We start from the raw sequence: 26987 nt of genomic DNA on the forward strand, positions 1-26987 counted from the left end.
CCGGTCGCGAGTGGCCGGCTGCCGCTGATCGATCCGCTCGGTTAGGCTTCTTCGATGCCGCCCTCTCGCGCCAATGCCGCCAAGATCCTCTCCGACCCTGGCGCAACGCCGGTATCGGCGTTGCCTGGCGTGGGTCCTGCCCTGGCGGAGACGCTGGCGCGGTTGGGACTCGAGCGCGTGCAGGATCTGTGGTTCCACCTGCCACTGCGCTATGAAGATCGCACGCGCGTCACGCCGATTGCCGATCTTCGACCGGGTGAGCGAGCGCAGGTCGAAGGTGTGATCGAGGCCGTCGAACGTGGCTTTCGTTATCGGCCGCAGCTGAAAGTGGCGATCAGCGACGACTCGCATCAGACCCTGGTGCTGCGTTTTTTCCACTTCAACCGTAACCAGTCGGAGCAGCTCAAGCCCGGCACGCGCCTGCTGTGTTATGGCGAAGTGCGGCAGGCGGGGCAGGGGCTGGAGATGGTGCATCCGCAATACCAGCGACTGAGTGGCGATGAACCTGCCGCCGTCGACGACCTGCTCACGCCCGTCTACCCGACAACCGAAGGTCTGGGACAGAAACGCCTCGCAGGTGTCGTGGCAAAAGCGCTCGCGCTGTTGCCGCCCGATGCGCAGCTCGAATTGATTCCCACGGAACTGTGCGTCGAGCATGGCCTCACCTCGTTGCGTGAGGCGCTGCTTTACGTGCATCGGCCGCCACCGGATGCCCACCTTGGACAGCTCACGACGGGGCGTCACCCGGCGCAGCAACGTCTGGCCTTCGAGGAATTGCTCCCCCAGCATCTCAGCCTGAAGCGTATGCGCGAGGCCGTGCGACGTCGCCATTCACCGCGCTTGAAAGGAACGGGTGACCTCCGTCAGCGGTTGCTGGCGAGCCTTCCGTTCGGGCTCACCGGCGCCCAGCAGCGCGTCAGCGCCGAGATTGCGAAGGACATCGCCGAACCTCGTCCGATGCTGCGCCTGGTGCAGGGCGATGTGGGCAGCGGCAAGACCATTGTTGCTGCCTTGGCTGCGCTTGCTGCGGTGGAGTCGGGTCAGCAGGTGGCGTTGGTGGCGCCTACGGAATTGCTGGCGGAGCAGCACCTTCATCATTTCCGTCATTGGCTGACGCCGCTCGGTGTCGAAGTCGCCTGGCTTGCCGGCAAGGTCACCGGCAAGGCGCGCACGCAGGCACTGGAGCGTGTGGCTTCCGGTGCGCATGTGGTGATCGGTACGCATGCGTTGATGCAGGAAGGCGTGTCGTTCGCGCGCCTGGGCTTGGTGATCGTGGACGAACAGCACCGCTTCGGCGTGCAGCAGCGCCTTTCCCTGCGTGACAAGGGTGCCGATCACGCCTCCGGCCTGGTGCCGCATCAGCTGGTGCTCACCGCCACGCCGATTCCGCGCACGCTTGCCATGAGTGCGTACGCCGACCTCGACGTTTCCGCCATCGACGAACTGCCGCCAGGTCGTACGCCGGTGCAGACCATTGCGATTTCCAATGCTCGCCGCTTCGACGTGATCGAACGCATCCATGCCGCATGCCTAGAAGGAAGGCAGGTGTATTGGGTATGCACGTTGATCGAGGAATCCGAACAGTTGCGCGCGCAGGCGGCTGAAGTGGCACATGCGGAGTTGTCCGCTGCGCTGTCCGACTGCCGCATCGGGCTTATCCATGGACGCATGAAGCCCAAGGAAAAGCAGGTGGTGATGGATGCCTTCAAGGCTGGCGAGCTGTCGGTGCTGGTGGCGACCACGGTGATCGAAGTGGGCGTGGATGTGCCCAACGCCAGCCTGATGGTGATCGAAAACAGCGAGCGCCTGGGCTTGTCCCAATTGCACCAGCTGCGCGGGCGCGTGGGTCGTGGCGCCATTGCCTCCAATTGCGTGCTGCTCTATCAGCCGCCGCTCGGGCAGCTGGCGCAGGAGCGCCTGCAGGTGATGCGCGAGACCAACGATGGTTTCCGCATCGCAGAGAAAGACCTGGAGTTGCGTGGCCCCGGCGAGGTGTTGGGAACGCGACAAACGGGTCAGTTGAGTTTCCGCATTGCGGACCTTGCGCGGGACGCCCATTTGTTGCCCGCCGTGCAGGATGTCGGTGCCCAACTGCTGGCGCGTCATCCGGAACAGGCCGAGTTGCTGATCACGCGCTGGATCGGCTCTGCCGCCCGCTACGCGCACGCCTGAGTGCGTCGCCACAGCGCCACGTCCGGGCGGGCTTTGCGCGCGCACCGCGAGGCCCTAAGCTAACCAATCCCCCCAAAGAAAAATCGTCATGAGCCAGCTGCAGCTGTTGATCGACACCGACCCGGGCGTGGATGACGCGCTCGCCATCCTGATGGCGCACGCGCATGCTGACGTGCTTGGCTTGACGATCGCCGCCGGCAATGTCGGCCTGGGCCACACCGTGCGTAACGCACGCACGCTGGTCGACCTGGTGGACAAGGCGACGCCGGTTTTTCCGGGATGCCCGACGCCGCTCGTGCGCTTGCCCGAGGAAGATGCCGTGCATGTGCACGGCGCCGATGGCCTGGGCGATGTGGGTTTTCCCGAGCCCAGGACCGTTGCCTCGGGCGAGCATGCCGTGCACGCCATCCTGCGCCTCACCCGCGAGCATCCTGATCTCACGCTGGTGTGCCTCGGCCCGCTGACCAATCTCGCGCTGGCGGTGCGTCTGGATCCTTCGTTGCCGCAGCGCGTGAAGCGCCTGGTGATCATGGGTGGCGCCGTCACGGGCCTGGGCAACACCGGCAAGATCCCGGCGGAATTCAACATCGGTTTCGATCCCGAGGCGGCGCACGTGGTGTTCGAGGCGTTTCCTTCGTTCGACCTGGTCGATTGGGAAGTCGTGCTGCGCCATGCGTTCGACGACGAAGAGTTCAACGGCTGGATCGCGGCAGGCGATCAGCGCGCCACGTTCTTCGACAAGGTGTTTGGCACGGCGCGCGCATTCAATGCAAAGCGTGGTCGTCACGGTGTCATCGCCGCTGACGCATTGGCGATGGCTGTGGCGATCGATCCGGGCATCGTCACGCGCATGGAAGAACGCCACGTGGCCGTGGAAATGGATGGTCGCCTGACGCGTGGCGCGACCGTGGTCGACTGGACCGCACGCCATGGCAAGCCGGCGAATGCACGCATCGTGATGGAAGTGGACCAGGCCGGTTTTGCGGCCATGGTGAAGCGGGCGCTGGGGGCCTGAAACGGCCCGCTGGGCCGGTTTCCCCGGCCCAAGTCACTGACCTACTTGCCAATGAGTGCGGCCTGTGGTTAAAATGCCGCTCTTTTCACCCACCGCTTTGAGTCTGTCATGAAGCCCGATACCCATCCGAATTATCGCCCGGTGGTGTTCCAGGACCTGTCGTCGGATTTCGCGTTCCTTACGCGTTCGACGATCGCCACCAAGGATTCCGTCAAGTGGGAAGACGGTAACGAGTACCCGCTGATCAAGGTGGATATCTCGAGCCACTCCCATCCGTTCTACACCGGCAAGCAGAAGACGCTTGATACCGGCGGCCGCGTGGACAAGTTCCGCAAGCGCTACGCGCAGAAGTAATCGCGCGAACGCATAGGCTGTCACGCGGCGGTTACGCAGCGTGTCCAGGCTTGATCGCACGGGGCGAGCATCAGCTCGCCCCGTGCGTTTTTGCGTCCGCCATCCGACCATCCGCTAGGGCATGTTGGTGGGTCGATATGTGATAATGGGCGGCGAGGTGTCGCAGCCATCCCCATACGCGACATCAACCCTACCTCGTCGGCCATCGCCCCACGGGCGAGACGTCGGCGACGACATTTCGTGAAGGAGGTTTTCCGTGTCCGATTCCAAGATCGTCAAGTTGGTGGATGAGTCGACCAACCGCAGCAGTGAACTGCCCCTGCTGAGCGGTACGCTCGGTCCCGCATGCATCGACATCGGAACGCTGTACAAGGACACGGGGCATTTCACCTATGACCCGGGTTACGGCAGCACTGCCAGCACCAAGAGCGCCATCACCTATATCGACGGCGACGAGGGCGTCCTGCTGTATCGCGGTTACCCGATCGAGCAGCTCGCCGAGAAGTCGAACTTCCTCGAAACCTCGTACCTGCTGCTCAATGGCGAGTTGCCGAACAAGGACCAGTTCGCCAAGTTTGAGCACGACATCACGCATCACACGATGATGCACGAGTCCCTGAAGGACTTCTTCAAGGGCTTCCACCACGACGCGCACCCGATGGCCATGCTGGCCGCCTCGGTGGCTTCGCTGTCGGCCTTCTATCACGACGACATCGACGTCGATAACGCCGAAGACCGCAAGCTGGCCGCGATCCGCCTGATCGCCAAGATGCCGACCATCGCCGCTGCCTGCTACCGCTATTCCATCGGCTGGCCGTTCCGCTACCCGCGCAACAATCTCGAGTACGTCGACCGCTTCCTGCACATGATGTTCGAAGTGCCGAGCGAGCCGCTGGAAATGAGCCCGGTTGCCGCCAAGGCGCTGGACCTGCTGTTCATCCTGCATGCCGACCACGAGCAGAATGCGTCGACCTCGACCGTTCGCCTGGTGGGTTCGACCGGTGCCAATCCGTACGCTTCCATCGCTGCCGGCATCACGGCGCTTTGGGGCCCGGCGCACGGTGGTGCCAACGAAGCCGTGCTGAAGATGCTCGAAGAGATCGGTACGGCCGACAAGGTCGAGACTGCCGTCAAGCGCGCGAAGGACAAGAACGACAACTTCCGCCTGATGGGCTTCGGCCACCGCGTGTACAAGAACTTCGATCCGCGCGCGAAGATCATCCGCGAAATGTGCCACAAGGTGCTGAACGAGCTGGGCGTCAACGACCCGCTGCTCGACGTGGCCATGAAGCTGGAAGAAGCCGCGCTGAAGGACGACTACTTCGTGGAGCGCAAGCTGTACCCGAATGTCGACTTCTACTCCGGCATCATCTACAAGGCGCTGGGCATCCCGACCGAAATGTTCACGGTGATGTTCGCCATCGCCCGCACGTCCGGCTGGATCTCGCACTGGATCGAACAGCACGAAACCCCGGGATCGCGCATCGGCCGTCCGCGCCAGATCTACACCGGCGCCAACGTGCGTGACTACGTGTCGACCGACAAGCGCTGATCGGCTTGTTCAAGGCATGAAAAAAGCCCCGGTTTTCCGGGGCTTTTTTTGTGGGCTTTCGCCAGATTGTGTCGCGCACAGGGAGCGCTCCCACAGACGAGCGAGCCCATGTGGGACCGCACCCTGTGCGCGACACATGCCGGCGATATCGCCGCCAAGTCATCCGATGCGCTGCATGGCAGCCATCCAGTGTCATGTCATCGTGCCTTCGCGGCGCACGAAAAAGCCCCGGTTTCCGGGGCTTTTTCGTTCTTCACCTGACGGTACCGCTGTTCAACGCAACGCCGACGACAGCATCCGCTCGAACTCATCCTCCTGGCCGTCGTTGGCGGCAAGCAGTTCTTCGACGGCGGCGAGCGATGCGCGTCGCATGGGTTTTTCGTCGATGCGATCGAGTGGCGCCTGCTTCAAGGCGTCGCGGGGCAGCACGGTGATATCAAAGGGAAGGCCGTCGGCGGCGAACAGCAGGACGGGATATTCCACCTGATCGTCGCGCGTGACGCGCAGGCGGCGGGTCTGCTGGGTCAGTGGCACGCCTCGCTCCTGCAGGAACAGCACGACGTTCTCGGCGGTATCGCTGAAGACATGCAGGCACACGGCCGAATGTGTATCGGCGGTACCCTCGAGCACCGCGCCGACCAGGCGTGGATCGAAGCGGTCGAGGAAGCGCATGGCTTCCGCTGCGGCTTCGCGGCGTTCCTGCAGCAGTTGCGGATGGGAGTCGGCGTGGAAGATGCGCTGGTGTTCGCGCAGTGCATCTTCGATTTCGTTGTTACGCGGCAACGCCTGTGCGTCGATGATGCCCAGCCGCTCGGCGGCCTTGATCTTGGCGTGATGGAAATCGCGGATGCCGTGTTCGCTCATCAGTCGCGCCGCTTCCTGGGCAACGAGCAGACGTTTGCGCTGAAGACGATCCTGCGCGTGGATGCGATGGTGCTGACCTCGTGCCATGCCTCATTCCTCCGGCAATCTGGCGCTCGCTGGTGCGAGCGCGGGCGGCAGTGCGGCCTGGGCGAAGAACCGGCGCTGCCGACGATTAGAAGATGTCGTAGGCGTGCTGCTGATCCTGGTCCTCCTGCTGCTGGTTGGCCTGGTTGCGCAACCGGTCCACGTCCTCGACCTTGAAGATCTCGGACATGATGTTCGGGTCGTCCGACCCGGCCGGCAAACCGCTTTGGCGGTCGATCTGTACCGTAGTGATACCGGGCGGCATCGGCAAGATGGCCGGCGGCTGGTCCTTGAGTACTGTGCCCATGTAGGACATCCAGATCGGCAGGGCGGCCTTGGCGCCGAACTCGCCCTTGCCGAGCGAGCTGAAGTCGTCGAAGCCGACCCAAACGGTGGTGACCACGTTGCCGTTGAAGCCGGCGAACCATGCATCGCGGTGATCGTTGGTCGAGCCGGTCTTGCCGGCCAGGTCGGTGCGGCCAAGCGTGGCCGCGGCCGCGGCGGTACCGCGCTTCACGACATCCTGCATCAGCGAGGTGACCAGGTAGTCGTTGCGCACTTCGATCACTTGCGGGGCCAGGACGGGGGCATGGGCGCCGTCACCGTGGGCGTCGGCCGGCAACACCGCGTCGCCTACGCCAGCCACGCTGCCGGAGGTCGTCGGAACCCCACCGGCGCTGCCAGCGGCCGCCACGCTGTTGCCCGGCGCGGCGCTCGCGTTGGCTGGCGGCGGACCCGGAGGGCGGGTGTCGAGCAGGCGTTCGGCGCAGGTACGGCACGCACGGGCCGGGTTGGCGGCGTAGACGGGCTTGCCGTCGCGGTCGTCGATTTCGCTGATGAAGTACGGCGTGACGAGGTAGCCGCCATTGGCAAACACCGAGTAGCCACGGGCCATGCTCATGGGCGACACCGAGGCCGTACCCAGTGCCATGGACAGGGTGCCGGGCAAGGAGTCGAGCGCGAAGCCGAAACGGGTGGCGTACTCGCGGGCAAAGCGCACGCCGATGGCGTCGAGCAATCGCACCGACACCAGGTTCTTGGACAGCACCAGCGCTTCGCGCAGGCGGATGGGGCCGTCGAACTTGTCGTCGTCGTTTGAGGGCGTCCACAGGCCGCCCGGTCGCGACGGATCGGGCAGGGCGAGCGGGGCATCGTTGACGATGGAGGCTGGCGTGAAGCCGCGTTCGAAGGCCGCCGAGTAAATGAAGGGCTTGAAGCTGGAGCCCGGCTGGCGGGCTGCCATCACCGCACGGTTGAACTTGCTGCGCAGGAAGTTGAAGCCGCCAACCAGGGCCTGCAGCGAGCCATCTTCCGGATTGAGCGACACCAGCGCGCTCTGGGCGGCCGGGATCTGCGTGAGCTGCCACTGACCCTTTTCATCACGCGTCACGCGCACGATGTCGCCGCGCTTGAGCACGGTGGACACGCTCTTGGGCGTGGCACCGACGCGGGTGTCGTCGATGCGGGGGCGGGCCCAGCTCATGGATTCAAGGCTGAGCTTTACCTCGTCACGGTTGACCAGGTAGATGCTGGCCTCGCTGGCGGTGGACTGGGTGACGATGCCCGGCTGCATGCCGGCAATGTCGCCGTAGCCGGCCAAGGCGCGGTCCAGGTCGTCCGTGCTGGCTTCGGCAGCCAGTTCCTGATGGGCCTCGGGGCCGCGCCAGCCGTGGCGGTGGTCGTACTCCACCAGGCCGGAGCGGACGGCGTCCACGGCGGCCTGCTGGTGCTTGCTGTCCACCGTGGTCTTGACCACGTAGCCCTCGGTCAGGGCGTCGTTGCCGAGGCGGTCAAGCACCTGCAGGCGCACCATCTCGGCCAGGTACGGCGCATCCACCTCGATTGCCGGCTCATGCGGCGAGGCGTTGAGCGGTTCCTCGATGGCCTGGTCGTACTCGGCCTTGGAGATGAAACGGTTTTCCAGCATCTGGCCCAGGACCCAGTTGCGGCGGGCGACCATGCGCTTGGGGCTGTTGAGCGGGTTCACCAGCGAGGGCAACTGGAAGGTGGAGGCCAGGGCGGCGCATTCGGCCACGGTTAGCTGGTCCAGCGTCTTGCCGTAGTAGTAGGACGCCGCGGCGGCCACGCCATAGGAGCGGTGGCCCAGGAACATCTTGTTGAGGTAGAGCTCCAGGATCTGGTCCTTGGTCAGCTCGCTCTCCATGCGCAGGGCAATGAAGATCTCGGTCAGCTTGCGGGAATAGAGCTTTTCCGGGCTCAGGAAGAAGTTGCGGGCCACCTGCTGGGTAATGGTGGAACCGCCCGATCCCTTGTCGCCGCCGGAGGACACCACGTGCCAGCTGGCGCGGGCGATGCCATGCCAGTCCACGCCCGGGTGCTGGTAGAAGCTGGCGTCCTCGGCGGCCAGCACGGCGTGCTTGAGGCGCTCGGGGACATCGCCCACGGCCACCGGGATGCGGCGGGTTTCACCAAAGCTCGCAATCAGTTTGCCATCCGAAGAGAGCACCCTGAGCGGCACCTGCATGTGGTAATCCTTGAGGACGGCCACCGAGGGGAGACGGGGGGAAATAAGCCAGTAGGCCACGCCAATCGCCGCCACGCCCAGCAGCAAACCTGTAAAAGCCAGGACCAGTATCCAGCGCAGCAACCGCTTAAGAATTTGCATGATTTGGGTGTTTGCGAGACGTGAGTCAAAACAAGACAGAGTATAGATGTAGCAGTATCCACGGCATGAACCGAGCGCGTCACAGCAAAAAACAGGCCATCCGGTCATTCGCCCAACCTGTGGAAGCCGTCACGCGAATGAGTCGAGAAAAAGCTCGTAGGCCGTTGCCAATACGTTAATTTTTGGATTAAATGCCGACGCGTACCAGACCAATCTGAGTTTGGGCGCCCAGGGGCAAGGGGGAAAACGTGGGGCTCTTTACACCCAAGAAGCCGCCGCTTGTTGGTGTCGACATCAGTTCGACAGCCGTCAAGTTGCTGCAACTCAGCCAGGCTGGCGGTCGCTATCGCGTGGAGCATTACGCGGTCGAGCCACTGCCCCCCAATGCTGTGGTCGAAAAGAACATTGTCGAGGTTGAAGCCGTAGGCGAGGCCATCCGGCGCGCCTTGGCTCGCTCGGGATCCAAGCTCAAGCATGCATCGGCGGCCGTTGCCGGCTCCGCCGTGATCACTCGCGTGATCCCGATGCCGAGTGAGCTTTCCGAGGACGACCTCGAAGGCCAGATCCAGGTCGAGGCCAACCAATACATCCCGTATCCGATCGAAGAAGTCAGCCTCGATTACGAGGTGCTCGGTCCGGTGCGCGACAACCCCGAGATGAACAATGTCCTGCTCGCTGCCTCGCGCACCGAGAACGTGGACATGCGCGTCGCGGCACTCGATCTGGGCGGCCTGGCCGCCAAGGTGATCGACGTGGAAGCCTTCGCGATGGAAAACGCCTTCGCGATGGTGGCCGATCAGCTGAACGTCGGTCGCGACGCGCTGGTCGCCGTGGTCGACATCGGCGCCACCATGACCACGCTGTCGGTGCTGCGCAACCAGCGCACCATCTACTCGCGCGAGCAGGTGTTCGGCGGCAAGCAGCTCACCGACGAAATCATGCGTCGCTACGGCCTCTCCTACGAGGAAGCCGGTCGTGCCAAGCGCAAGGGCGGCCTGCCCGACTCTTACGAGAGCGAGGCGCTGGAGCCGTTCAAGGAATCGCTGGTGCAGCAGATCAGCCGTCTGCTCCAGTTCTTCTTCGCAGGCAGCGAATACAGCAAGGTCGACCAGGTGGTGCTGGCCGGCGGTTGCGCTTCCATCGAAGGCATTGGTCCGATGCTGGAAGAGCAGCTGGGCGTGCCGTGCGTGGTGGCCAACCCGCTGGCGCGCATGTCGCTGTCGCCTCGCGTGCAGGCCCAGTCGCTGGCACAGGACGCCCCCGCCTTGATGATCGCGGTCGGCCTCGCGCTGAGGAGCTTTGACTGATGGCACACATCAACCTACTTCCGTGGCGCATCGAGCGCCGCAAGCAGCGCGAGCGCGAGTTCTTCATGCAGCTCGGCGCGGCCTTCGTGGCCGCCGTGCTGGTGGTGCTGCTGTGGTCGTTCTGGATGGATTCGCGCATCAGCACGCAGAACGATCGCAACACCTACCTGCAAGGTGAGATCAAGCAGCTCGACGAACGCATCGCGAAGATCAAGGACCTGGAAAAGGTTCGCGAGAGCCTGCTGGCCCGCAAGCAGATCATCGAGCAGCTGCAGGCCAACCGCTCGCAGATGGTCCACCTGTTCGACGAGCTGGTGAAGACGATTCCCGCCAGCGCACGACTCAACGGCCTCAAGCAGTCCGGCGATTCGATGTCGCTCGATGGCGTGGCGCAGTCCAACGCCAGCGTGGCCGAGTACATGCGCAACATCGAGGCATCGCCCTGGATGGGACATGCCGACCTGCGCAAGACCGAGAACACGCACGGCGACAGTCGTCTGCCTTATTCGTTCGGCCTGGACGTAGCGCTGAGCCGTCCCAAGTCTGAAGAGGACAGCGATGGCACCGATGACGGCCACGGCCCGGCCGCTGCCAGCACGTCGGCGGCGCATCCGGCGGCTGCCAGCGTGACGCAGCCCACCCAGCCTGCGCCGGCCACCACGGCGGCCACGATGGCCAAGCCCGCAACGCCCGCTGCGCCGGCGGCACCTGCAGCCAACGGAGGAGCCAAGTAATGAAGTTCCTCACGGATCTGCAGACACTTGATCGCAACAACATCGGCGGCTGGCCGAAGTCGATCAAGATCTTCTTCACCGGCCTCTTGTTTGCCCTGATCGTGTTCTTCGGCTGGTACCTGTTCATCAGCGACCAGCAGGACCAGCTTCAGGCAGCGGTAGGCAAGGAAGGCCAGCTGAAGAAGGAGTTCTCCGAGAAGCAGGCCAAGTCGGTCAATCTCGAAGCGCTTCAGCAACAGCTCGATGAAATGCAGGACATGCTGCGCCAGTTGCTGCGCCAGCTGCCCAGCAAGACCGAAATGCCCGAACTGCTGGTCGACATCTCCCAGACGGCGCTGTCGGCGGGCCTGGAAACCGAGCTGTTCCAGCCGGGTCCGGAATCGCCGAAGGATTTCTACGCGGAGAAGCCGATCCAGTTGCGCATGGTAGGTACCTATCACCAGTTCGGCACGTTCATCAGCGGCGTGGCTTCGCTGCCGCGCGTGGTGATCCTGACCATGCACGACGTGTCGCTGACGCCCAAGAACAAGGACCCCAAGGGTGGTGCAACCGCCAATGGCCTGCTGGTCCTGCAGGGTACGGTCAAGACATATCGCTATCTGGATGAAGACGAAAGCGCATCGGCCAAGGCGGCCAATGCCAAGTCGCAGCACGGTAAGCCGGCCGCGAAGACAGGGGGGCAGAAATGAGCAAGTTGACTGCCATCAGGCCTGCCTTCATGGCGAAAGCCTCGCTGGTGTTGTGCACCGTCCTTACGCTCGCCGCGTGTAGCGGGCAGGACGACCTGCACCAGTGGGTCGCGCAGGAAAAGCAGAAGAAGGGTGCGCCGATTCCGCCGCTGCCCGTGATCAAGACCTTCGAAACCTTCCAGTACAACGATCAAGATAAACGCGATCCGTTCAGCCCAAGCACGGCGGAACTCCAGACCAGCAACAGCGGTCCGCGGCCTGACGAAAACCGCGCCAAGGAACCGCTGGAAATGTTCGCGCTGGACAGCTTGAAGATGGTCGGCACCGTGGGGACGGGTGCCGGAATGGAAGTGCTCGTCAAGGATCCTGGTGGCGTGATCCATCGCGTCCACCGCAACGAATACATGGGCCAGAACTACGGTCGGGTCACCGGGATCGGCGAGGACCACATCGATCTGGTTGAACTGGTTTCCAACGGCAATGGTGGCTGGATGGAGCGTTCCGCCAGCATCGCGCTTGGCGAGAAATAAGAAACAGGGGCTGATGCAATGACGAACCAATTCAAAACTGTTCGGGGCCGTGTCATGCGCCAGGCTAGCCGTTACATGGTGGTGGGCCTGCTGACGCTGGGCGCCGCCTGGTCGAACGCTGCCTTCGCTGCCAGCAGTACCCTGAAGGACATCAGCTACGACACGCTGCCCGGTGGCCGCGTCGAGCTGCATTTGAACTTCGCTCAGGGTCCGGTGCCGGAACCGAAGATCTTCACCACGGGCAACCCGCCGCGCATCGCGGTGGATTTCCCTGATACCGACAACGCGGCTGCGCGCCACCTCGACGTCAACAAGGGCTCCACCACCGGTGTCTCGGCGGTGTCGGCCGGCGGTCGCACGCGCGTCGTCGTCGAGCTGGTACGCGACTCCACCTACCGCTCGCGTGTCGAAGGCAACAGCCTGGTGCTGACCGTGAACAACGGCACCGACGCGCAGACCACCACCACGGCAGCCACCATCGACCCGTCGAAGGCGTTGCCGTCGATGAGCAGTGGCCCGGCGGTGTCCAACATCGACTTCCGTCGCGGTCCGAATGGTGAAGGCCGCATCCTGATCGACTTCAGCGCGGCGGGTGCCAGCGCCGACATGAAGAACCAGGGCGACAAGGTCATCGTGGACATCAGCCACGCCAACCTGCCTGCCAACCTCGCCCAGCGCCTGGATGTGCTCGACTTCGCCACGCCGGTGCAGTCGATCGTCACCAAGGCAGGCGGCGGTGGTGCACACATGGAAATCGCCGTGAAGGGTCAGGTCGACACCTCGGCCTACCAGAGCGGCAACCAGTACGTGGTCGAAGTGGCCCCGCGCAAGAAGGACCCCAAGGCCGACGCCATTGCAGCCAAGGGCCAGGAGCCGGTCTACACGGGCAACCGCGTGACCTTCAACTTCCAGGACATCCCGGTACGTTCGGCACTTCAGCTGCTGGCTGATATTTCCGGCCTGAACCTGGTGGCGTCCGACACGGTGGGCGGCAGCGTCACGCTGCGACTCGTCAACGTGCCGTGGGATCAGGCCCTGGATGTGGTGCTGCGTGCCAAGGGCCTGGACAAGCGTCGCAACGGCAACGTCATCTGGATCGCTCCGCAGGAAGAGCTGGCCAAGTACGAGCAGAACGTGGCCGATGCCCGCCTGAAGGCAGAGGACAACGCCGAGCTCATTACGGACTATGTGCCGATCAGCTACGGCAAGGCCAAGGACATCGCCAAGTTGCTGACGACGGGCAGCCAGACTTCGGGTGGTGCTGGTAACAATACGAATGCGTCGCATGGCTTCCTGTCCTCCCGCGGCAGCGTCTCCTTCGACGACCGTACCAACACACTGCTGATCAACGACAACCCGGAGAAGATTCGCCAGATCCGCGGCTTGATTGCCGTGCTTGATCGCCCGGTACAGCAGGTGCTTATCGAATCGCGCATCGTCATCGCCACCGACAACTTCACCCGCGAACTGGGCGCCAAGTTCGGTGTGCAGGGCACGAAGACCAATCCGAGCGGCCAGCAGATCTCGACCGGTGGTCAGGATCTGGGCAACGGCACCACCGGTGGCTACAACGTGAACCTGCCCGCGAGTGGTGGCGGCAGCTTCGCCCTGGGCATCCTGGGCAAGAACTACGCCCTGGATCTGGAACTGTCGGCGGCGCAGACCGAAGGTCGCGGTGAAGTGATCTCCAGCCCCCGCGTCATTACCGCCAACCAGCAGGAAGCGGTCATCCGTCAGGGTCAGGAAATCGGCTACGTCACCTACCAGAACAGTGCGACTGGTGCGGCTGGCAGCGGCACCGCCACCGTGCAGTTCAAGGATGCCGTGCTTGAGCTGAAGGTCACGCCGACGATTACCGCCGACAACCGCGTGTACCTGATGATCAACGTGAAGAAGGACGCGCTGGCCCAGTTCATCACCGTGCCGGGCAGTGGCCAGGTGCCGCAGATCGACACGCGTGAGATCAACACCTCGGTGCTGGTGGACAACGGTCAAACCGTGGTGCTGGGTGGCATTTACGAGATCACCAAGCAGGATACGGTCACCAAGGTTCCTGGTCTGGGCGACATCCCGGGGCTTGGCATGCTGTTCCGCAACACCTCGCGTGAAAGCGACAAGGCGGAGCTGCTGATCTTCGTGACGCCGCGCATCCTGAGCGAAAGCCTGCAGTAATCAGGGGCCGGGTGCAGAACCGAAAAGGGCGGCCTTGGCCGCCCTTTTTCTTTGCCCGACCTTGGCCTTCACAGGGGGCCGGAAGTCATGGGTATTAAACTTCCCGGGCCAGTTAAGGTCTGTCGTCAGGTACAACCCCGATGGAACCCCCGATGGATATGCCCGAGGCTTCAACCTCTGCCCGCCTGCAGCAGGCGTTTCTGCACGTGCGCGATGAGCTGCAGCGCAGCGTCATTGGCCAACCGCATCTGATCGATTGCCTGCTGGTCGCCTTGCTGGCCGACGGCCATCTGCTGGTCGAGGGCGCGCCAGGCCTGGCCAAGACCACCGTGGTGAAGGCGCTGGCGGGGTGCATCGAAGCCGACTTTCACCGTGTCCAGTTCACCCCGGATCTGCTGCCCGCCGACCTCACCGGGACCGACGTGTTCCGGCCGCAGGCGGGAAGTTTCGAGTTCGAGAAAGGCCCGCTGTTCCACAACATCGTGCTGGCCGACGAAATAAACCGCGCGCCGGCCAAGGTGCAGTCGGCGCTGCTCGAGGCCATGGCCGAGCGACAGATCACGGTGGGTCGCAGCACCTGGCGCCTGCCGGATCTCTTCATGGTGATGGCAACCCAGAATCCCATCGAGCAGGAGGGCACGTTCGCCTTGCCCGAAGCGCAGCTCGATCGTTTCGTGATGCACGTGACGATCGGCTATCCGGATGCCGCGGCGGAACTGGCCATCCTTCAGCTGGCACGCGAACAGGCCCGCAGGACGCTGCACCCGGCACCGGTTGAGCGCCCGAGCCTGACCCAATCCGATGTTTTCAGTGCACGAGACGCCGTGCTCGACGTACACATGGCGCCCGCATTGGAGGAATACATCACCCAGCTGGTGCTGGCCACGCGCGAGCCGGGCGTCTATGGACCCGAGCTCAAGCGCTGGATCGCCTGGGGCGCCAGCCCGCGCGGCACGATTGCGCTGGATCGTTGCGCGCGAGCGCATGCATGGCTGGCGGGGCGCGACTATGCGTTGCCGGAGGACGTCCATGCCATCGCCCACGAGGTGCTGCGCCATCGCGTGCTGTTGAGTTACGAGGCGGAAGCCGAAGGCGTTCGCAGCGACGATGTCATTCGTCGCGTGCTGGATCTCGTGCCATTGCCGTGAATGCCGTCGTGGATATGACCCCCGACGCGGATGGGCGTACCCGCGTTCGCCTTGCCGAACTGGTCGCACTGCGCTCGCGCGTCGCGAAAGCCGCGCTGCCGCGGCTGGAGAGCCGTGCCATGCGCGCCGGCCAGCAATCCAGCCGTCTATACGGCCGAGGCATGGATTATGCCGAGTCGCGCGTGTATCAGCCTGGTGATGACGTGCGCCGGATGGACTGGCGACTCACCGCGCGCAGCGGGCGCCTGCACACCAAGCTGTTCCAGGAGGAACGCGAGGGTCGCCTGCTGATCCTGCTCGACGCCCACGAGAGCATGCGGTTCGGCACGCGCGCGCGCTTCAAGTCCGTGCAGGCCGCGCGTGCTGCCGCGCTTGCCGCATGGTATGCAGTACGGGCAGGCGAACGCGTCGGCTTGTTGTCCTTTGGTGCCGGTCACCGCTTGCTGAAGCCCGTCGGTGGCACGCGAGGCGCGCTGGCGGTGTGCGGTGCGCTGGCGGAATGGGACGCCGACGACGCCTCGGCGTCCGGTGAGCTGCTGTCCGATGCCCTGTTGCGTGCCGGGCGGTTGATGCATGGCGCCAACCGCGTGCTGTTGATCAGCGACGGGCTCAGCTGCGATGAGGCGGCACGCGGCCGGTTGCTCGATCTCTCGCACAAGGCCGGTGTGCGCGTGCTTGTGGTGGCGGATGCGCTGGAGTTGGGCATGCCGCCGTCTGGGCGTTATCCGATGGAACACGATGGCGTGCGTCGCGAGGTTGCCCTGTTTGGCGAGCGCCAGCGCCGGGAATTCCAGCAGGCGCTTGGCGCAGGACAGACACGCCTGAATGCCATGGCGCAGTCGCTGGGTGTGCCGCACGTCACCATCGATACCGCGGCCGATCCGCTCGACGCGGTGATGTCGCTGCTGGCTCCCGGAGTACGCCGATGAATGCACCGGCCGCCGCGCAGCCCAACGGCCCGCTGTTGCGCGACATCCACCTGCCACCGCACCCATCCTGGTGGCCCCTGGCGCCGGGATGGTGGGGGCTGGCCGCGCTGGGCCTGATCCTGCTGGCGCTGGCCGTGTGGTGGTGGCGACTGCGTCATCGTCGCCGTGTGGCCGAGCAGCGAGTCCTGGCGGAGGTCGATCGGATGCTCGCGCTGTGGCGCGATCAGCCCCAGGCGTTGGCCACCGGACTGCACCAGCTGCTGCGACGCGCAGCCGTGCGCTTGAACCCGCATGCCGCACAGCAGCGCGGCGAAGAATGGCGGCAGACCCTGGCCAGCCTTCGCGTGGATACCGCAACGCTCGATCATTTGCGCGCGCTGGACGCGGCCATGTTTCAGCCCCATGCGACGCTTGACCCCGATGCCGCAGCTCATGCCACGCGCCGATGGTTGCAGCTGGCATGGCGCGAAGGCGTTCGATCCGGCCCCCGAGCGCGCGCCGCGTTACCCGTGGGAGCACGCACGTGACCGAATTCGTCTGGCCGTGGGTGGCCGTGCTTCTGCCGTTGCCCTGGTTGCTGCGCTGGTGGCTGCGACCTGCAGCGCCGGGACAGGCCTTGCATTTGCCTCATCCCGGCGTGCACCTGGATACGCCACAACGCCAGGGCCGTGCAGGTTGGCGCACGTGGCTGCTGGTGCTGGCCTGGCTTTGCCTGCTGGTTGCCGCCGCGCGTCCGCAATGGGTTGGCCCGCCGCAGGCGCAGCAGCGCAGCGGACGTGCGTTGATGTTGGCCGTGGATCTTTCCGGCAGCATGCGCACGGAAGACATGCAGCTTGGCGCGCAGCCCGTGAGTCGCTTCGGTGCGGTCGAAGCCATCGCGGGTGATTTCATTTCGCGTCGCAGTGGCGACGAAATGGGCTTGATCCTGTTTGGCAGTCGCGCGTTCCTGGTCACGCCACTCACGTACGACCTGCAAGCCGTGCGTGCGCAGCTTCAAGGCGCGGCCGTTGGACTTGCCGGCACGGAAACCGCCATCGGCGACGCCATTGCCGTGGCCGTGAAGCGACTCGCGGGGTTGCCCGAACAAGCCCGCGTGGTGGTGCTGCTGACCGATGGCGTCAACAACGCCGGCAACATCACGCCGCTCGATGCAGCGCATGCCGCCAAGGCTGCCGGGGTGCGCATCTACACCATCGGCATCGGTGCCAACGAGATGAGCATTCCGGATCTGTTCGGCACGCACACGGTCAATCCGTCGGCGGATCTGGACGAAGGCATGCTGCGTTCGATCGCCACGCAAACGGGCGGCCGCTATTTCCGCGCCATGGATTCCTCGCAGCTCACCGACGCCTACCGCGCTATTGATGCCCTGGAGCCGATGCCGCAGCAAGGGCCGACGTTGCGCCCCCGGCATGAGTTGTTCCGTTGGCCGCTGGCCATCGCCGTGTTGGCATGGCTGCTTGCCTTCGTACCGGCGTCGCGTCGCCGGGAGGCCTTGGCATGATCGAGGCCCTGCAGCAGTTTCATTTCCTTCGCCCGGCGTGGTTGCTCGCCTTGCTCGCGTTGCCGGTGCTCGTTGCATTGGCCGCGCGCCGGCATGGCGCGCGCGATCAACTGTCGCGACTGGTCGATCCTGAATTGTTGCCGTTCCTGCTGAAGGGGCAGGCGGTGCGTCGGCGTATTTCGCCGTGGCTGCTGGCGGGTGGCTGGATCATCGCTACGTTGGCCATGGCCGGTCCCACGTGGAGTCGCGTGGCACAGCCGCTGTATGCCAGGCGCGCTGCCCAGGTCATTGCGGTGTCGATGTCGCAGCACATGCTCGCACGCGATGTGGCACCCAGTCGGGTGGATCGCGCGCGCTACAAGGTGCGCGACCTGCTCGCGGCCGATCACGACGGTCTCAATGCACTCATCGCGTATGCCGGCGAAGCGTTCGTCGTGGCGCCGCTGACATCGGATGCCTCGGCACTCAATGATCTGCTCGACGCACTCGCGCCGGACACCATGCCGGTCGATGGCGACAATGCGGCCCAGGCTATCGAACGGGGTGTTGCACTCATCCGTGATGCGAAGGTTGGTGGCGGTACGATCGTGCTGGTCACCGACGACGCCGACGCTTCCGCACAGGCGGCAGCGCGCAAGGCGGAGGCGGCTGGCGTGCACGTTTCCGTGCTGGGCATCGGTACCACGCAGGGTGGCCCGGTGCCGTTGGCCGACAACAGTTTCCGCCGCGATGACCAGGGCAACATGCTGTTTGCGCGGCGCAACGACGATGCTCTGCGAGCACTCGCCTCCAGTGGCGGTGGTGCGTATGTGCCGATGACCGACGATGACCGCGATGTGCGTGCGCTTGCCAGTCAACTCACGGCCAGCGGTCCTGCTGAGGAAACGGCTGATCTGCATGGCGACGAATGGCAGGATCGCGGACCGTGGTTGTTGTTGCTGCTGCTGCCGATTGCCGCGGCGTCGTTCCGGCGTGGCTGGCTGATGATGCTGGCGCTTGCGTTGCTGCCTGCCGCGCCCAATGCAGCGCATGCCAATGCCTGGAACGATTTGTGGCAACGCCCTGATCAGCAGGCTGATGCCGCGCTCCGCCAGGGCGATGCCAAACGCGCGCAGCAGCTTGCGCGTGATCCCGCGCTTCGCGGCAGCGCGGCGTATCGCGCTGGCGATTACACGGCGGCAGCCAAGGATCTCCACGGTCTTCCCGGCACCGATGCTCAATACAACCTGGGCAATGCGCTGGCGAAGCAGGGCGATTACCAGGGAGCCATCGACGCTTACGATCGAGCGCTCAAGGCCAATCCCGACAACGCCGACGCCACCGCCAACCGCAAGGCCGTTGAAGACTGGATGCATCGCCAGCCGAAGAATCCGCAAAACGACAACGGTGCGAAGGACAACAAGGGCAAAGCCGGTTCGGGTCCGTCGACCACGCCTCCCGACAATGCCCAAGGACAGTCCGGACAGCAGCAGGACAAGGACAAGCAGGATCAGGGGCAGGGCAAATCCTCACAGGACGCGCATGGCAACTCGCAAGGTCAGGACAACGCGCAGAACCCGCAGGGCAACAACCAGCCGATGGATCAACACCCTGACCAGAACGGCAGCAATGCACCGCAAACGCCCGAACAGCAGGCCCAGGAACGTGCACGCCAGGAGCAGGCGCAACAGGCGTTGCAGAAACAGATGGATCAGGCGCTTGGCAAGCAGGGCAAGGGCGACAAGCCACAGAACGGTCCGCACGAACTGGGTGTGATCGACAAGGAAGACGCGCAATCGAAATTGCCTGCCGATGTGCGACAGGCCTTGCAGCGCGTTCCCGACGATCCCGGCGCGCTGCTGCGTCGCAAGTTCGATCTTGAATACCGGCAGCGCCATGATGGTGCCGCGCCGTCCGAAGGTGATTCCCAGTGAAGCCACGCCATGTGATGTTCCTGCTGTGGTGCCTGGCCTTGTTGGCGCCGGTCACGACGTTCGCTGCTGACGTGCAGGCCACGCTCGACCGCAACCACGTCGAGCTGGGCGAGACAGTCACGCTGAATTTGCGTGCCAGCGGCGGGCTGGCGGCTACGCCGGATCTGAGCGTGCTGTCACCGGACTTTGCCGTGCTCGGCTCGTCCACGAATACCAGCGTTACGTTCATCAATGGCCACCAGACGACGCAATTGACGATAGGCATCGCGTTGCGCCCGCTGCATGTGGGTACGTTGCACATTCCTCCCTTGTCCTTCGCGGGCGGTACGACGGCACCGGTGGATCTGGAGGTGGTGCAGCCTGACGCAAACGCCGCCGCTGCGGGACGCAAGGATGTCTTCCTCGAATCCACCGTCGATCCGGCGAGCGCCTATGTGGGCCAGCAGATGGTCTTCACCGTGCGCCTGTTCTTCGCGACGGACCTCACCAGTGGAGCGCTTGAAGACCCTCAAGTGGCAGGCGTGGATTTCCGCCGTCTGGGCGACGAGATCAACTACCAGGCCGAACGCGGCGGGCGTCGCTACAACGTCATCGAGCGCCGTTACGCCGCCACGCCGCAGCGGGAAGGCCGCTTGCAGATTCCGCCGATCGCCTTCCAGGGCGAGTCGGTCAACATGGCCAACCCGGATGCCTTCTTCGGCAACGGCACGCCGATCACCGCGTCATCGCCGGCGGTCGACATCGATGTGCGCGCCGCGCCTGCGCAGGCGGCGAAGGGTGCATGGCTGCCGGCGCGCGCGCTCACGCTTTCATTGGATGGTGGCCCGTCCCATGGCGAGCTTCATGTGGGTGAGCCCCTGAACCTGGTGATGAACCTGCAGGCCACGGGATTGCCGTACGAGGCGCTGCCGTCGTTGAGCCTGCCGGCGCTTGATGGCGCGACGGTGTATCCGGACAAACCGGTGAATGGCACACGCGTGGAAGGCGAGTGGTTGGTGGGGCGCCGGCAGCAGAGCTTCGCCGTGGTACCCAATCGGGCCGGTACGCTCGCCATTCCCGAAACCACGCTCACGTGGTGGAACGTGGTCGACAACCGTGAAGAGACGGCCCGTGTTCCCGCCCAGACATTCACCGTACTGGCCGCAGTCGGTGCACCGGCTGCGCCACCCTCGGCAACACAGGCCGCGCCCAGCGCCACTGCGGTTCCGGCGACGAGCGACGTCGCGCAGTCGGCAGCGAATACGCCGTGGCGCCTCGTGGCGCTGGCGAGCGTGGGTCTGTGGGTGATCAGCGTGCTGGCGTGGCTGATGTGGCGCCGTCGTCGTCCCCGACAGCCAAGGGAGGCTTCGGTGCCGCCGGATGCAAAGGCATCTACCTCCCGCTTGCGGGCGGCCTTCCTCGCCGAGGCGCGTGGCAACGATGCGGCACGTCAGGCCCATACCTTGCTGGCGTGGGCGCGGGCCGAGCGTCCGGCGATGCAGAATCTTGGCGAGCTGGCGCTGGCGCTGTCGGCGGGCCCCCAGCGCGAGGCCATCGATGCCCTGCAGCGCAAGCGCTACGCGAATGCCGACGAAACCGGGCTGGGGGCGCGTCTGGCCAGTGCTTTCCGCGACGGCTTTGCGTGGCAGCCCGTCACCGGCGCTTCCCATGATTCTCCGCTCGCGCCGTTGTATCCCTTCAACCTGCGTCGTTGAGCGCGGCCAGCCAGAGGTCGGCCATCGCATCGCTGAAGCAGCAGATCTGCACCTGCGACGGGCCGCCTTCGGGCGCTTCGAGCAGGCTGCGCAGTGCCACGTGCGAGGCCAGTTCGGGCGGATAGCCATAAACCCCGCAGCTGATCGCCGGAAACGCGATGGCATCCACGTCGTATTGCATCGCCAATGTCATGCTCTGCCGGTAGCAGCTGGCGAGCAGCGCCGGTTCGCCGCTGTTGCCGCCCTGCCATATCGGCCCCACCGTATGGATGATGTACCGTGCCGGCAGGTCGAAACCCGGCGTGACGCGAGCCTCTCCGGTGGGGCAGCGGATGCCCGGGGCGACCTCCGGAATGGCCCGGCAGGCTTGCAGCAGACGCGGGCCTGCGGCACGGTGAATGGCGCCGTCCACGCCGCCGCCGCCCAGCAGCGACGGGTTGGCCGCGTTGACGATGGCGTCCACGTTCAGGCGCGTAATGTCGCCGGTGATGATCTCGATGTTCATGGGCATGAACTCATGGGTATTGGATTCGTAAAAAGTTGCGACGTATGCTTGGCCTTCCCACTCGCCCGCAGGGACTGATCGATCGACATGACTAAGGCAGAAGACATCTCCTTCGGCTATCTGCTCAACGATGTCACCTTGCTCATCCGCAAGCACTTCGACAGGCGTGCCGTGAAATTCGGGTTGACCCGCGCACAGTGGCGGGCCACCAAGATGCTTTACCACCGCGAAGGCATGCGCCAGACCGAGTTGGCCGAATCGCTGGAAATGGAGCCCATCGCCGTGGGACGCGTCATCGATCGCCTCCAGGCGGCCGGTTTCGTGGAACGCCGGCCCGATCCCAAGGATCGCCGCGCCTGGCGGCTCTACGTCACCGACCAGGCACGCGGCGTCATTGCCGACATGGAGCTGATCGCCCGTGGCGTGCGCAAGGACGCCGCGAAAGGCATCCCGGTCGACGAGCTCGAACAGGCGCTGGGCGTGCTCAACCGGATGAAGGAAAACCTCCAGGCGCTCGATGGTGGCGGCGCCGAGGAAGAAGGCGAGGCCTGACGTCCTCGCGTAACGGAAGGCGCGCACCAGGTCTTTTGGCAGGTGCGCGTCATCGTCTCGCCACACTAATTTGCAATGACTGACGCCTGCCTGACGGCCGGCGATTTGCCAAGTGCTGTCGGTCGTGCAGGTCACGCTCGCATGCTGCTTCACAATGCCAGTGCAAGCACCGGCAGGGTGGGCAAGGTGCATTCCCTTTACTGACAGGCAGCGCAGCCGATAAGTCGGCACGTTGGCGCATGACGCGCGCCGGCGACGGTGGGTAGTCGGAGACATCATGCAGGGTACGTCACGCAAGAAATTCATCGTGCTCGCCGTGATCATCGTGGCGGCCATCGTGGCCGCGCAGATGTTTCGTGGCGGCGAGCGCGCCCGCGCCAAGACGCCTTCTGCGCCAGCCTCCGTGCCGGTGAAGGTGGCCAGCGCACATCGTGGCGATCTCGACCTGACGCTCAAGGTGATCGGTCGCGCCGAGGCGTTCTCCACGGTCAACGTGCAGGCGCGCGTCAGCGGCCAGTTGCAGGTGTTGTCGTTTACGCCGGGCGGGCAGGTAAAGCAGGGCGACACCATCGTGCGCATCGATCCCAGCCTGCTGCAGGCGCAGCTGGACCAGGCGCTCGGCAACCTGGCGAAAGACCAGGCGCAGCTCGACAACGCCAACACGGTGATCAAGCGTTACCAGCCGCTGCTCGGCAAGGGCTACGTGTCGCAGATGGATTACGACACGTACAAGGCCAACCAGGGCATCTACACCGCCGCCGTCAAGGCGGACAACGCCGCGGTGGAGCTGGCACGCACGCAGCTGGGCTATGCGCAGATCCAGGCACCGTTCGACGCCATCGCCGGCGCGCCGCTGATGTATCCGGGCGCGCAGATTTCGGCGAACGACACTTCCATCGTGGTGCTTAACCAGATCCGCCCCATCCACGTCACGTTCTCCATTCCCGAAACAGGCTTGGACGGCATCAAGGCGACGATGGCGCGCGGCAAGGTCCCGGTCACGGTGAACATTCCCGGTTCCAAAGGCGCGGCGATGGATGCCGAGCTCGACTTCATCAACAACACGGTGGACGCCACCACCAGCACCATCCAGCTCAAGGCGCGCTACACCAACGACGACGTGCGGCTTACGCCCGGCCAGTTCGTGGAAGTGACGTTACCCACCACACGCCTCACCAATGTGGTGACGGTGCCGGTGGTGGCGCTGCAGAACTCGCCGCTGGGCAGCTTCGTGTTCGTCACCGATGCAGACGGCACGGTGCAGCAGCGCATGGTGACGGCAGGGCCCACCACGGGCACGCAAATCGTCATCGAGAAAGGTTTGGACGGCCATGAGACCGTGGTGACGGACGGTCAGCTGCTGCTGGTGGACGGCACGCACGTGCACGTCGTTACCGACAACAGTTGATCGGGCACCACGCATGAATCTGCCCGCCCTGTGTATCCAGCGCCCGGTGATGACCACGCTCTTGATGGTGGCCTTGCTGGTATTCGGCATCGCCGCGTACCCGAAGCTGCCCGTCAACGAACTGCCGAACGTCGATTTCCCCACCATCACGGTGAACGCGAGCCTGCCCGGTGCGGCGCCTGAAACCATGTCGACGGCGGTGGCGACGCCACTGGAAAACCAGCTCTCCACCATCGCCGGCATCCAGTCGATGACGTCGACGAGTGCGCTGGGCTCCACGTCGATCACCATCACCTTCGAGCTGGATCGCAACATCGACGGTGCAGCACAGGATGTGCAGGCGGCCATTTCCTCCGCGCAGCGCCAGCTGCCGACCAACATGCCCACGCCACCGACGTTCCGGAAGGTGAACCCGGCGGATGCACCCATCCTCTATCTCACGCTGCGCTCACGCACGCAGCCGCTGTCGGTGGTGGATGACTATGCGGAAACGCAGCTTGCGCAGCGCCTGTCGATGATCGACGGCGTGGCGCAGGTCAACGTGTACGGCTCGCAGAAATACGCGGTGCGCATCAGCGTGGATCCACAGAAGCTGGCTGCCAGCGGCATCGGCATCGATACCGTGCAGAACGCAGTGGCGGCAGCCAACGTGAACCTCGCTACCGGTTCGCTCAATGGCAATCGGCAGCTGCTGCAAATCCGTTCGGACGGCCAGTTGCAGCGTGCCAACCTGTACAACAACATCATCGTTGCGTATCGCAATGGCGCGCCGGTGCGCTTGTCCGACCTGGGCAAGGCCGAGGACAGCGTGCAGAACGACCAGGTGGCGAGCTGGTACAACGGCGAGCGCGCCATCGTGCTGGCCATCCAGCGCCAACCCGGTTCCAACACGGTGGCCACCATCGACCGCATTCGCGCGGCGCTGCCCACGTTCGAGGCAACCTTGCCGCCGTCGATCAAGATGGCCGTGCTGTATGACCGTTCCGACTCCATCCGCGAATCGGTGAACGACGTGCAGTTCACGCTGCTGCTGGCCGGCGTGCTCGTGGTGCTGGTGATCTACCTGTTCCTTGGCAATGCATCGGCCACGCTGATTCCTGCGCTCGCGTTGCCAGTGTCCATCGTTGGCACATTCGGCGCGATGTTCGCGCTGGGCTACAGCCTGGACAACCTCTCGCTGCTCGCCTTGACGCTGGTGGTCGGCTTCGTGGTGGACGATGCCATCGTCATGCTGGAAAACGTCGTACGTCATGTCGAAGACGGCATGGACCCGTACGAGGCATCCCTCAAGGGCGCCAGCGAAATCGGCTTCACCATTTTCTCGATGACGCTGTCGCTGGTGGCGGTGTTCCTGCCGGTGATGTTCATGGGCGGCATCGTGGGCCGCCTGTTCCATGAGTTCGCGGTGACGTTGAGCGTGGCGATCCTGATCTCGGGCTTCGTCTCCATCACGCTCACGCCGATGCTGTGCAGCCGCTTCCTCAAGCACGCCGAACACGAGAAGAAAGCGAAGGTGGTGCTGTGGTTCGACGCCGGCTTCGAGCGCGTGCGCCGCGGTTATGTCAGCACGCTCACCTGGGCCGTACATCACCCGCGCAGCATTCTTGGCTTGTTTGCCGCGAGTCTTGTGGCAACCGGCGTGCTGTTTGCCGTGGTGGACAAGGACTTCATTCCGGCCGGTGACTCCGGCCAGTTGAACGTGAACGTCGAGGGGCCGGACGACACATCGGTGGCCGGCATGGCGCAACGCCAGCAGCAGCTGGCGAAGATCGTCGCGGATGATCCGAACATCGACAGCTACATGTCATCGGTTGGCAGCGGTGGTGCGCGCACCACCACCAACAACGGCTCACTGCTGCTTACGCTCAAGCCGCAAGGCGAGCGTTCAGACATCAATACCATCATCCAGGAACTGCGCGCGAAATTCGCCAAGGTGGCGGGCATCCGCGCCTACATCCAGAACCCGCCGTCGATCCAGGTCGGTGGCCGCCAGTCCAAGGCGCAATACCAGTACACGCTGCAGTCCATCGATACGCCGATGCTGTACACCTGGTCGGGCAAGGTGATCGACGCCTTCAGCAAGCTGCCTGGTTTCCAGGACGTCACCAGCGACCTGGATCTCAACGGTCCGTCCATCGTGGTGGACGTGAATCGCGACAAGCTCGCCACGCTGGGCCTCACCATGGACCAGGTGCAGACGGCGTTGGGTTCGGCATTCGGTGCGAACCAGATTTCGACGATCTATGGTGCGTCATCGCAATACTGGGTGATTCTGCAGGTGTACTACGCCCTGCAGAACGATCCGGACGTGTTGTCCCAGATCTATGTCACGTCGAACAGCGGCACGCTGGTACCTCTCAATGCCGTGGCGGGTTTCGCACGCAAGCCACAAGCGCTTACGGTGAATCATCAGGGCCAGATTCCCGCGGTGACGGTGTCGTTCAATCTCGCACCCGGCGTGAGCTTGAGCGAGGCGGTGGCGCGCATCGATGGCGCGATGAAGCAGATGAACCTGCCGCCGTCGATTACCGGCAGCGTGCAGGGCACGGCGCAGGCCTTCCAGGATTCGATGCAGGGCATGGGCCTGCTGCTGGTGCTGGCGGTGTTCGTGATCTATCTCGTGCTGGGCATCTTGTACGAGAGCTTCATTCACCCGCTCACCATTCTTTCCGGCCTGCCATCGGCGGGTGTGGGCGCGTTGCTCACGCTGATGATCTTCCGCGCACCGCTCGATCTGTTTTCCTTCGTGGGCATCGTGATGCTGATCGGTATCGTGAAGAAGAACGCGATCATGATGATCGACTTCGCGCTGGAGAAGCAGCGCAACGAAGGTACCGATCCCGCACTGGCTATTGTCGAAGCGTGCCACGTGCGTTTCCGTCCCATCATGATGACGACCATGGCGGCCTTTGCAGGCACGCTGCCGATTGCCTTGGGCCTGGGTGCGGGCGCGGAAACGCGTCGCCCGCTGGGCCTCGCCGTGGTCGGCGGCTTGCTGGTGTCGCAGGTGCTCACGTTGTACCTGACGCCGGTGATCTACCTGTACCTGGATCGCCTGCATGCACGGCTTTCGCGCAAGCGTCGCTTGGGTAGTGCCGAAGCTGCCCACTGAACCACAGGTCTGTTTGTGGGAGCGCACCCTGTGCGCGACGGGCCTTGCTGGACCGGTGAGGCTGTCGCGCACAGGGCGCGCTCCCACAGAAGAGCCGGTTTCAGCTATGCGCTTTCGTTCTGC

Annotated in this window: 21 protein-coding genes; 18 read left to right on the top strand and 3 right to left on the bottom strand. The window is 64.4% G+C overall.

The window, feature by feature from the left end:
* Positions 1 to 54: 54 nt before the first annotated feature.
* From recG to DK366_RS01520, 4 genes are all read left to right on the top strand, one after another.
* Positions 55 to 2172: an ATP-dependent DNA helicase RecG gene (gene recG / locus DK366_RS01505; protein ID WP_109123736.1), complete on the top strand. Its 2118-nt coding sequence runs from the start codon at positions 55 to 57 to the stop codon at positions 2170 to 2172.
* An 88-nt stretch (positions 2173 to 2260) separates the two neighbouring features.
* Complete coding sequence (locus DK366_RS01510; RefSeq protein ID WP_109123737.1) at positions 2261 to 3187, top strand: nucleoside hydrolase; 927 nt, start codon at positions 2261 to 2263, stop codon at positions 3185 to 3187.
* A 108-nt stretch (positions 3188 to 3295) separates the two neighbouring features.
* On the top strand, positions 3296 to 3541 hold the full coding sequence (locus tag DK366_RS01515) for a type B 50S ribosomal protein L31 (protein ID WP_109123738.1): 246 nt from the start codon (positions 3296 to 3298) through the stop codon (positions 3539 to 3541).
* 256 nt (positions 3542 to 3797) lie between these two features.
* On the top strand, positions 3798 to 5093 hold the full coding sequence (locus tag DK366_RS01520) for a citrate synthase (RefSeq protein ID WP_109123739.1): 1296 nt from the start codon (positions 3798 to 3800) through the stop codon (positions 5091 to 5093).
* A gap of 273 nt (positions 5094 to 5366) precedes the next feature.
* Here the strand turns inward: DK366_RS01520 and DK366_RS01525 are convergent, their stop codons facing one another.
* Positions 5367 to 6044 (bottom strand): hypothetical protein, encoded by a 678-nt coding sequence (locus DK366_RS01525; RefSeq protein WP_109123740.1) that lies wholly within the window; start codon positions 6042 to 6044, stop codon positions 5367 to 5369.
* Between the two features lie 85 nt (positions 6045 to 6129).
* A complete protein-coding gene (locus DK366_RS01530; protein ID WP_109123741.1) occupies positions 6130 to 8667 on the bottom strand; it encodes a penicillin-binding protein 1A in 2538 nt (845 codons plus the stop codon).
* Positions 8668 to 8915: 248 nt separating this feature from the next.
* On the opposite strand from DK366_RS01530, the gene DK366_RS01535 reads away from it, so the two are divergent.
* The 11 genes from DK366_RS01535 to DK366_RS01585 all read left to right on the top strand — a co-directional run bounded on the left by DK366_RS01535 (position 8916) and on the right by DK366_RS01585 (position 21287).
* Positions 8916 to 9974 (top strand): pilus assembly protein PilM, encoded by a 1059-nt coding sequence (locus DK366_RS01535; protein WP_109123742.1) that lies wholly within the window; start codon positions 8916 to 8918, stop codon positions 9972 to 9974.
* Complete coding sequence (locus DK366_RS01540; protein ID WP_109123743.1) at positions 9974 to 10708, top strand: PilN domain-containing protein; 735 nt, start codon at positions 9974 to 9976, stop codon at positions 10706 to 10708. The genes DK366_RS01535 and DK366_RS01540 overlap by 1 nt, the downstream gene beginning before the upstream one ends.
* Positions 10708 to 11397 carry a type 4a pilus biogenesis protein PilO gene (pilO, locus tag DK366_RS01545; protein WP_109123744.1) on the top strand — a complete coding sequence of 230 codons (690 nt, stop codon included), beginning with the start codon at positions 10708 to 10710 and terminating at the stop codon, positions 11395 to 11397. The genes DK366_RS01540 and pilO overlap by 1 nt, the downstream gene beginning before the upstream one ends.
* Complete coding sequence (locus DK366_RS01550) at positions 11394 to 11927, top strand: pilus assembly protein PilP (RefSeq protein WP_109123745.1); 534 nt, start codon at positions 11394 to 11396, stop codon at positions 11925 to 11927. The genes pilO and DK366_RS01550 overlap by 4 nt, the downstream gene beginning before the upstream one ends.
* A gap of 54 nt (positions 11928 to 11981) precedes the next feature.
* Positions 11982 to 14099 (top strand): type IV pilus secretin PilQ, encoded by a 2118-nt coding sequence (locus tag DK366_RS01555; protein WP_109123746.1) that lies wholly within the window; start codon positions 11982 to 11984, stop codon positions 14097 to 14099.
* A 152-nt stretch (positions 14100 to 14251) separates the two neighbouring features.
* On the top strand, positions 14252 to 15247 hold the full coding sequence (locus tag DK366_RS01560) for a MoxR family ATPase (RefSeq protein ID WP_109123747.1): 996 nt from the start codon (positions 14252 to 14254) through the stop codon (positions 15245 to 15247).
* A gap of 14 nt (positions 15248 to 15261) precedes the next feature.
* Complete coding sequence (locus DK366_RS01565; RefSeq protein WP_232820876.1) at positions 15262 to 16176, top strand: DUF58 domain-containing protein; 915 nt, start codon at positions 15262 to 15264, stop codon at positions 16174 to 16176.
* On the top strand, positions 16173 to 16703 hold the full coding sequence (locus tag DK366_RS01570) for a DUF4381 domain-containing protein (protein WP_109123749.1): 531 nt from the start codon (positions 16173 to 16175) through the stop codon (positions 16701 to 16703). Before DK366_RS01565 ends, DK366_RS01570 begins: the two co-directional genes overlap by 4 nt.
* Entirely contained in the window at positions 16700 to 17680 is a 981-nt protein-coding gene (locus DK366_RS01575) for a VWA domain-containing protein (protein ID WP_109123750.1), read from the top strand. The genes DK366_RS01570 and DK366_RS01575 overlap by 4 nt, the downstream gene beginning before the upstream one ends.
* Positions 17677 to 19593 carry a tetratricopeptide repeat protein gene (locus tag DK366_RS01580; protein ID WP_109123751.1) on the top strand — a complete coding sequence of 639 codons (1917 nt, stop codon included), beginning with the start codon at positions 17677 to 17679 and terminating at the stop codon, positions 19591 to 19593. The genes DK366_RS01575 and DK366_RS01580 overlap by 4 nt, the downstream gene beginning before the upstream one ends.
* On the top strand, positions 19590 to 21287 hold the full coding sequence (locus DK366_RS01585) for a BatD family protein (protein WP_109123752.1): 1698 nt from the start codon (positions 19590 to 19592) through the stop codon (positions 21285 to 21287). Before DK366_RS01580 ends, DK366_RS01585 begins: the two co-directional genes overlap by 4 nt.
* Here the strand turns inward: DK366_RS01585 and DK366_RS01590 are convergent.
* A complete protein-coding gene (locus tag DK366_RS01590) occupies positions 21271 to 21792 on the bottom strand; it encodes an O-acetyl-ADP-ribose deacetylase (protein WP_109123753.1) in 522 nt (173 codons plus the stop codon). The two genes, DK366_RS01585 and DK366_RS01590, sit on opposite strands and share 17 nt — an antisense overlap.
* Before the next feature lie 87 nt (positions 21793 to 21879).
* Between DK366_RS01590 and DK366_RS01595 the strand changes: the two genes are divergently transcribed.
* The 3 genes from DK366_RS01595 to DK366_RS01605 all read left to right on the top strand — a co-directional run bounded on the left by DK366_RS01595 (position 21880) and on the right by DK366_RS01605 (position 26864).
* Positions 21880 to 22344: a MarR family transcriptional regulator gene (locus DK366_RS01595; RefSeq protein WP_109123754.1), complete on the top strand. Its 465-nt coding sequence runs from the start codon at positions 21880 to 21882 to the stop codon at positions 22342 to 22344.
* Positions 22345 to 22621: 277 nt separating this feature from the next.
* Complete coding sequence (locus tag DK366_RS01600) at positions 22622 to 23752, top strand: efflux RND transporter periplasmic adaptor subunit (RefSeq protein ID WP_198651378.1); 1131 nt, start codon at positions 22622 to 22624, stop codon at positions 23750 to 23752.
* Positions 23753 to 23765: 13 nt separating this feature from the next.
* On the top strand, positions 23766 to 26864 hold the full coding sequence (locus tag DK366_RS01605; protein WP_109123755.1) for an efflux RND transporter permease subunit: 3099 nt from the start codon (positions 23766 to 23768) through the stop codon (positions 26862 to 26864).
* Positions 26865 to 26987: the final 123 nt, after the last annotated feature.

The organism is Dyella sp. C11 (assembly GCF_003121485.1).
In the GTDB taxonomy this organism is placed as follows: domain Bacteria; phylum Pseudomonadota; class Gammaproteobacteria; order Xanthomonadales; family Rhodanobacteraceae; genus Dyella.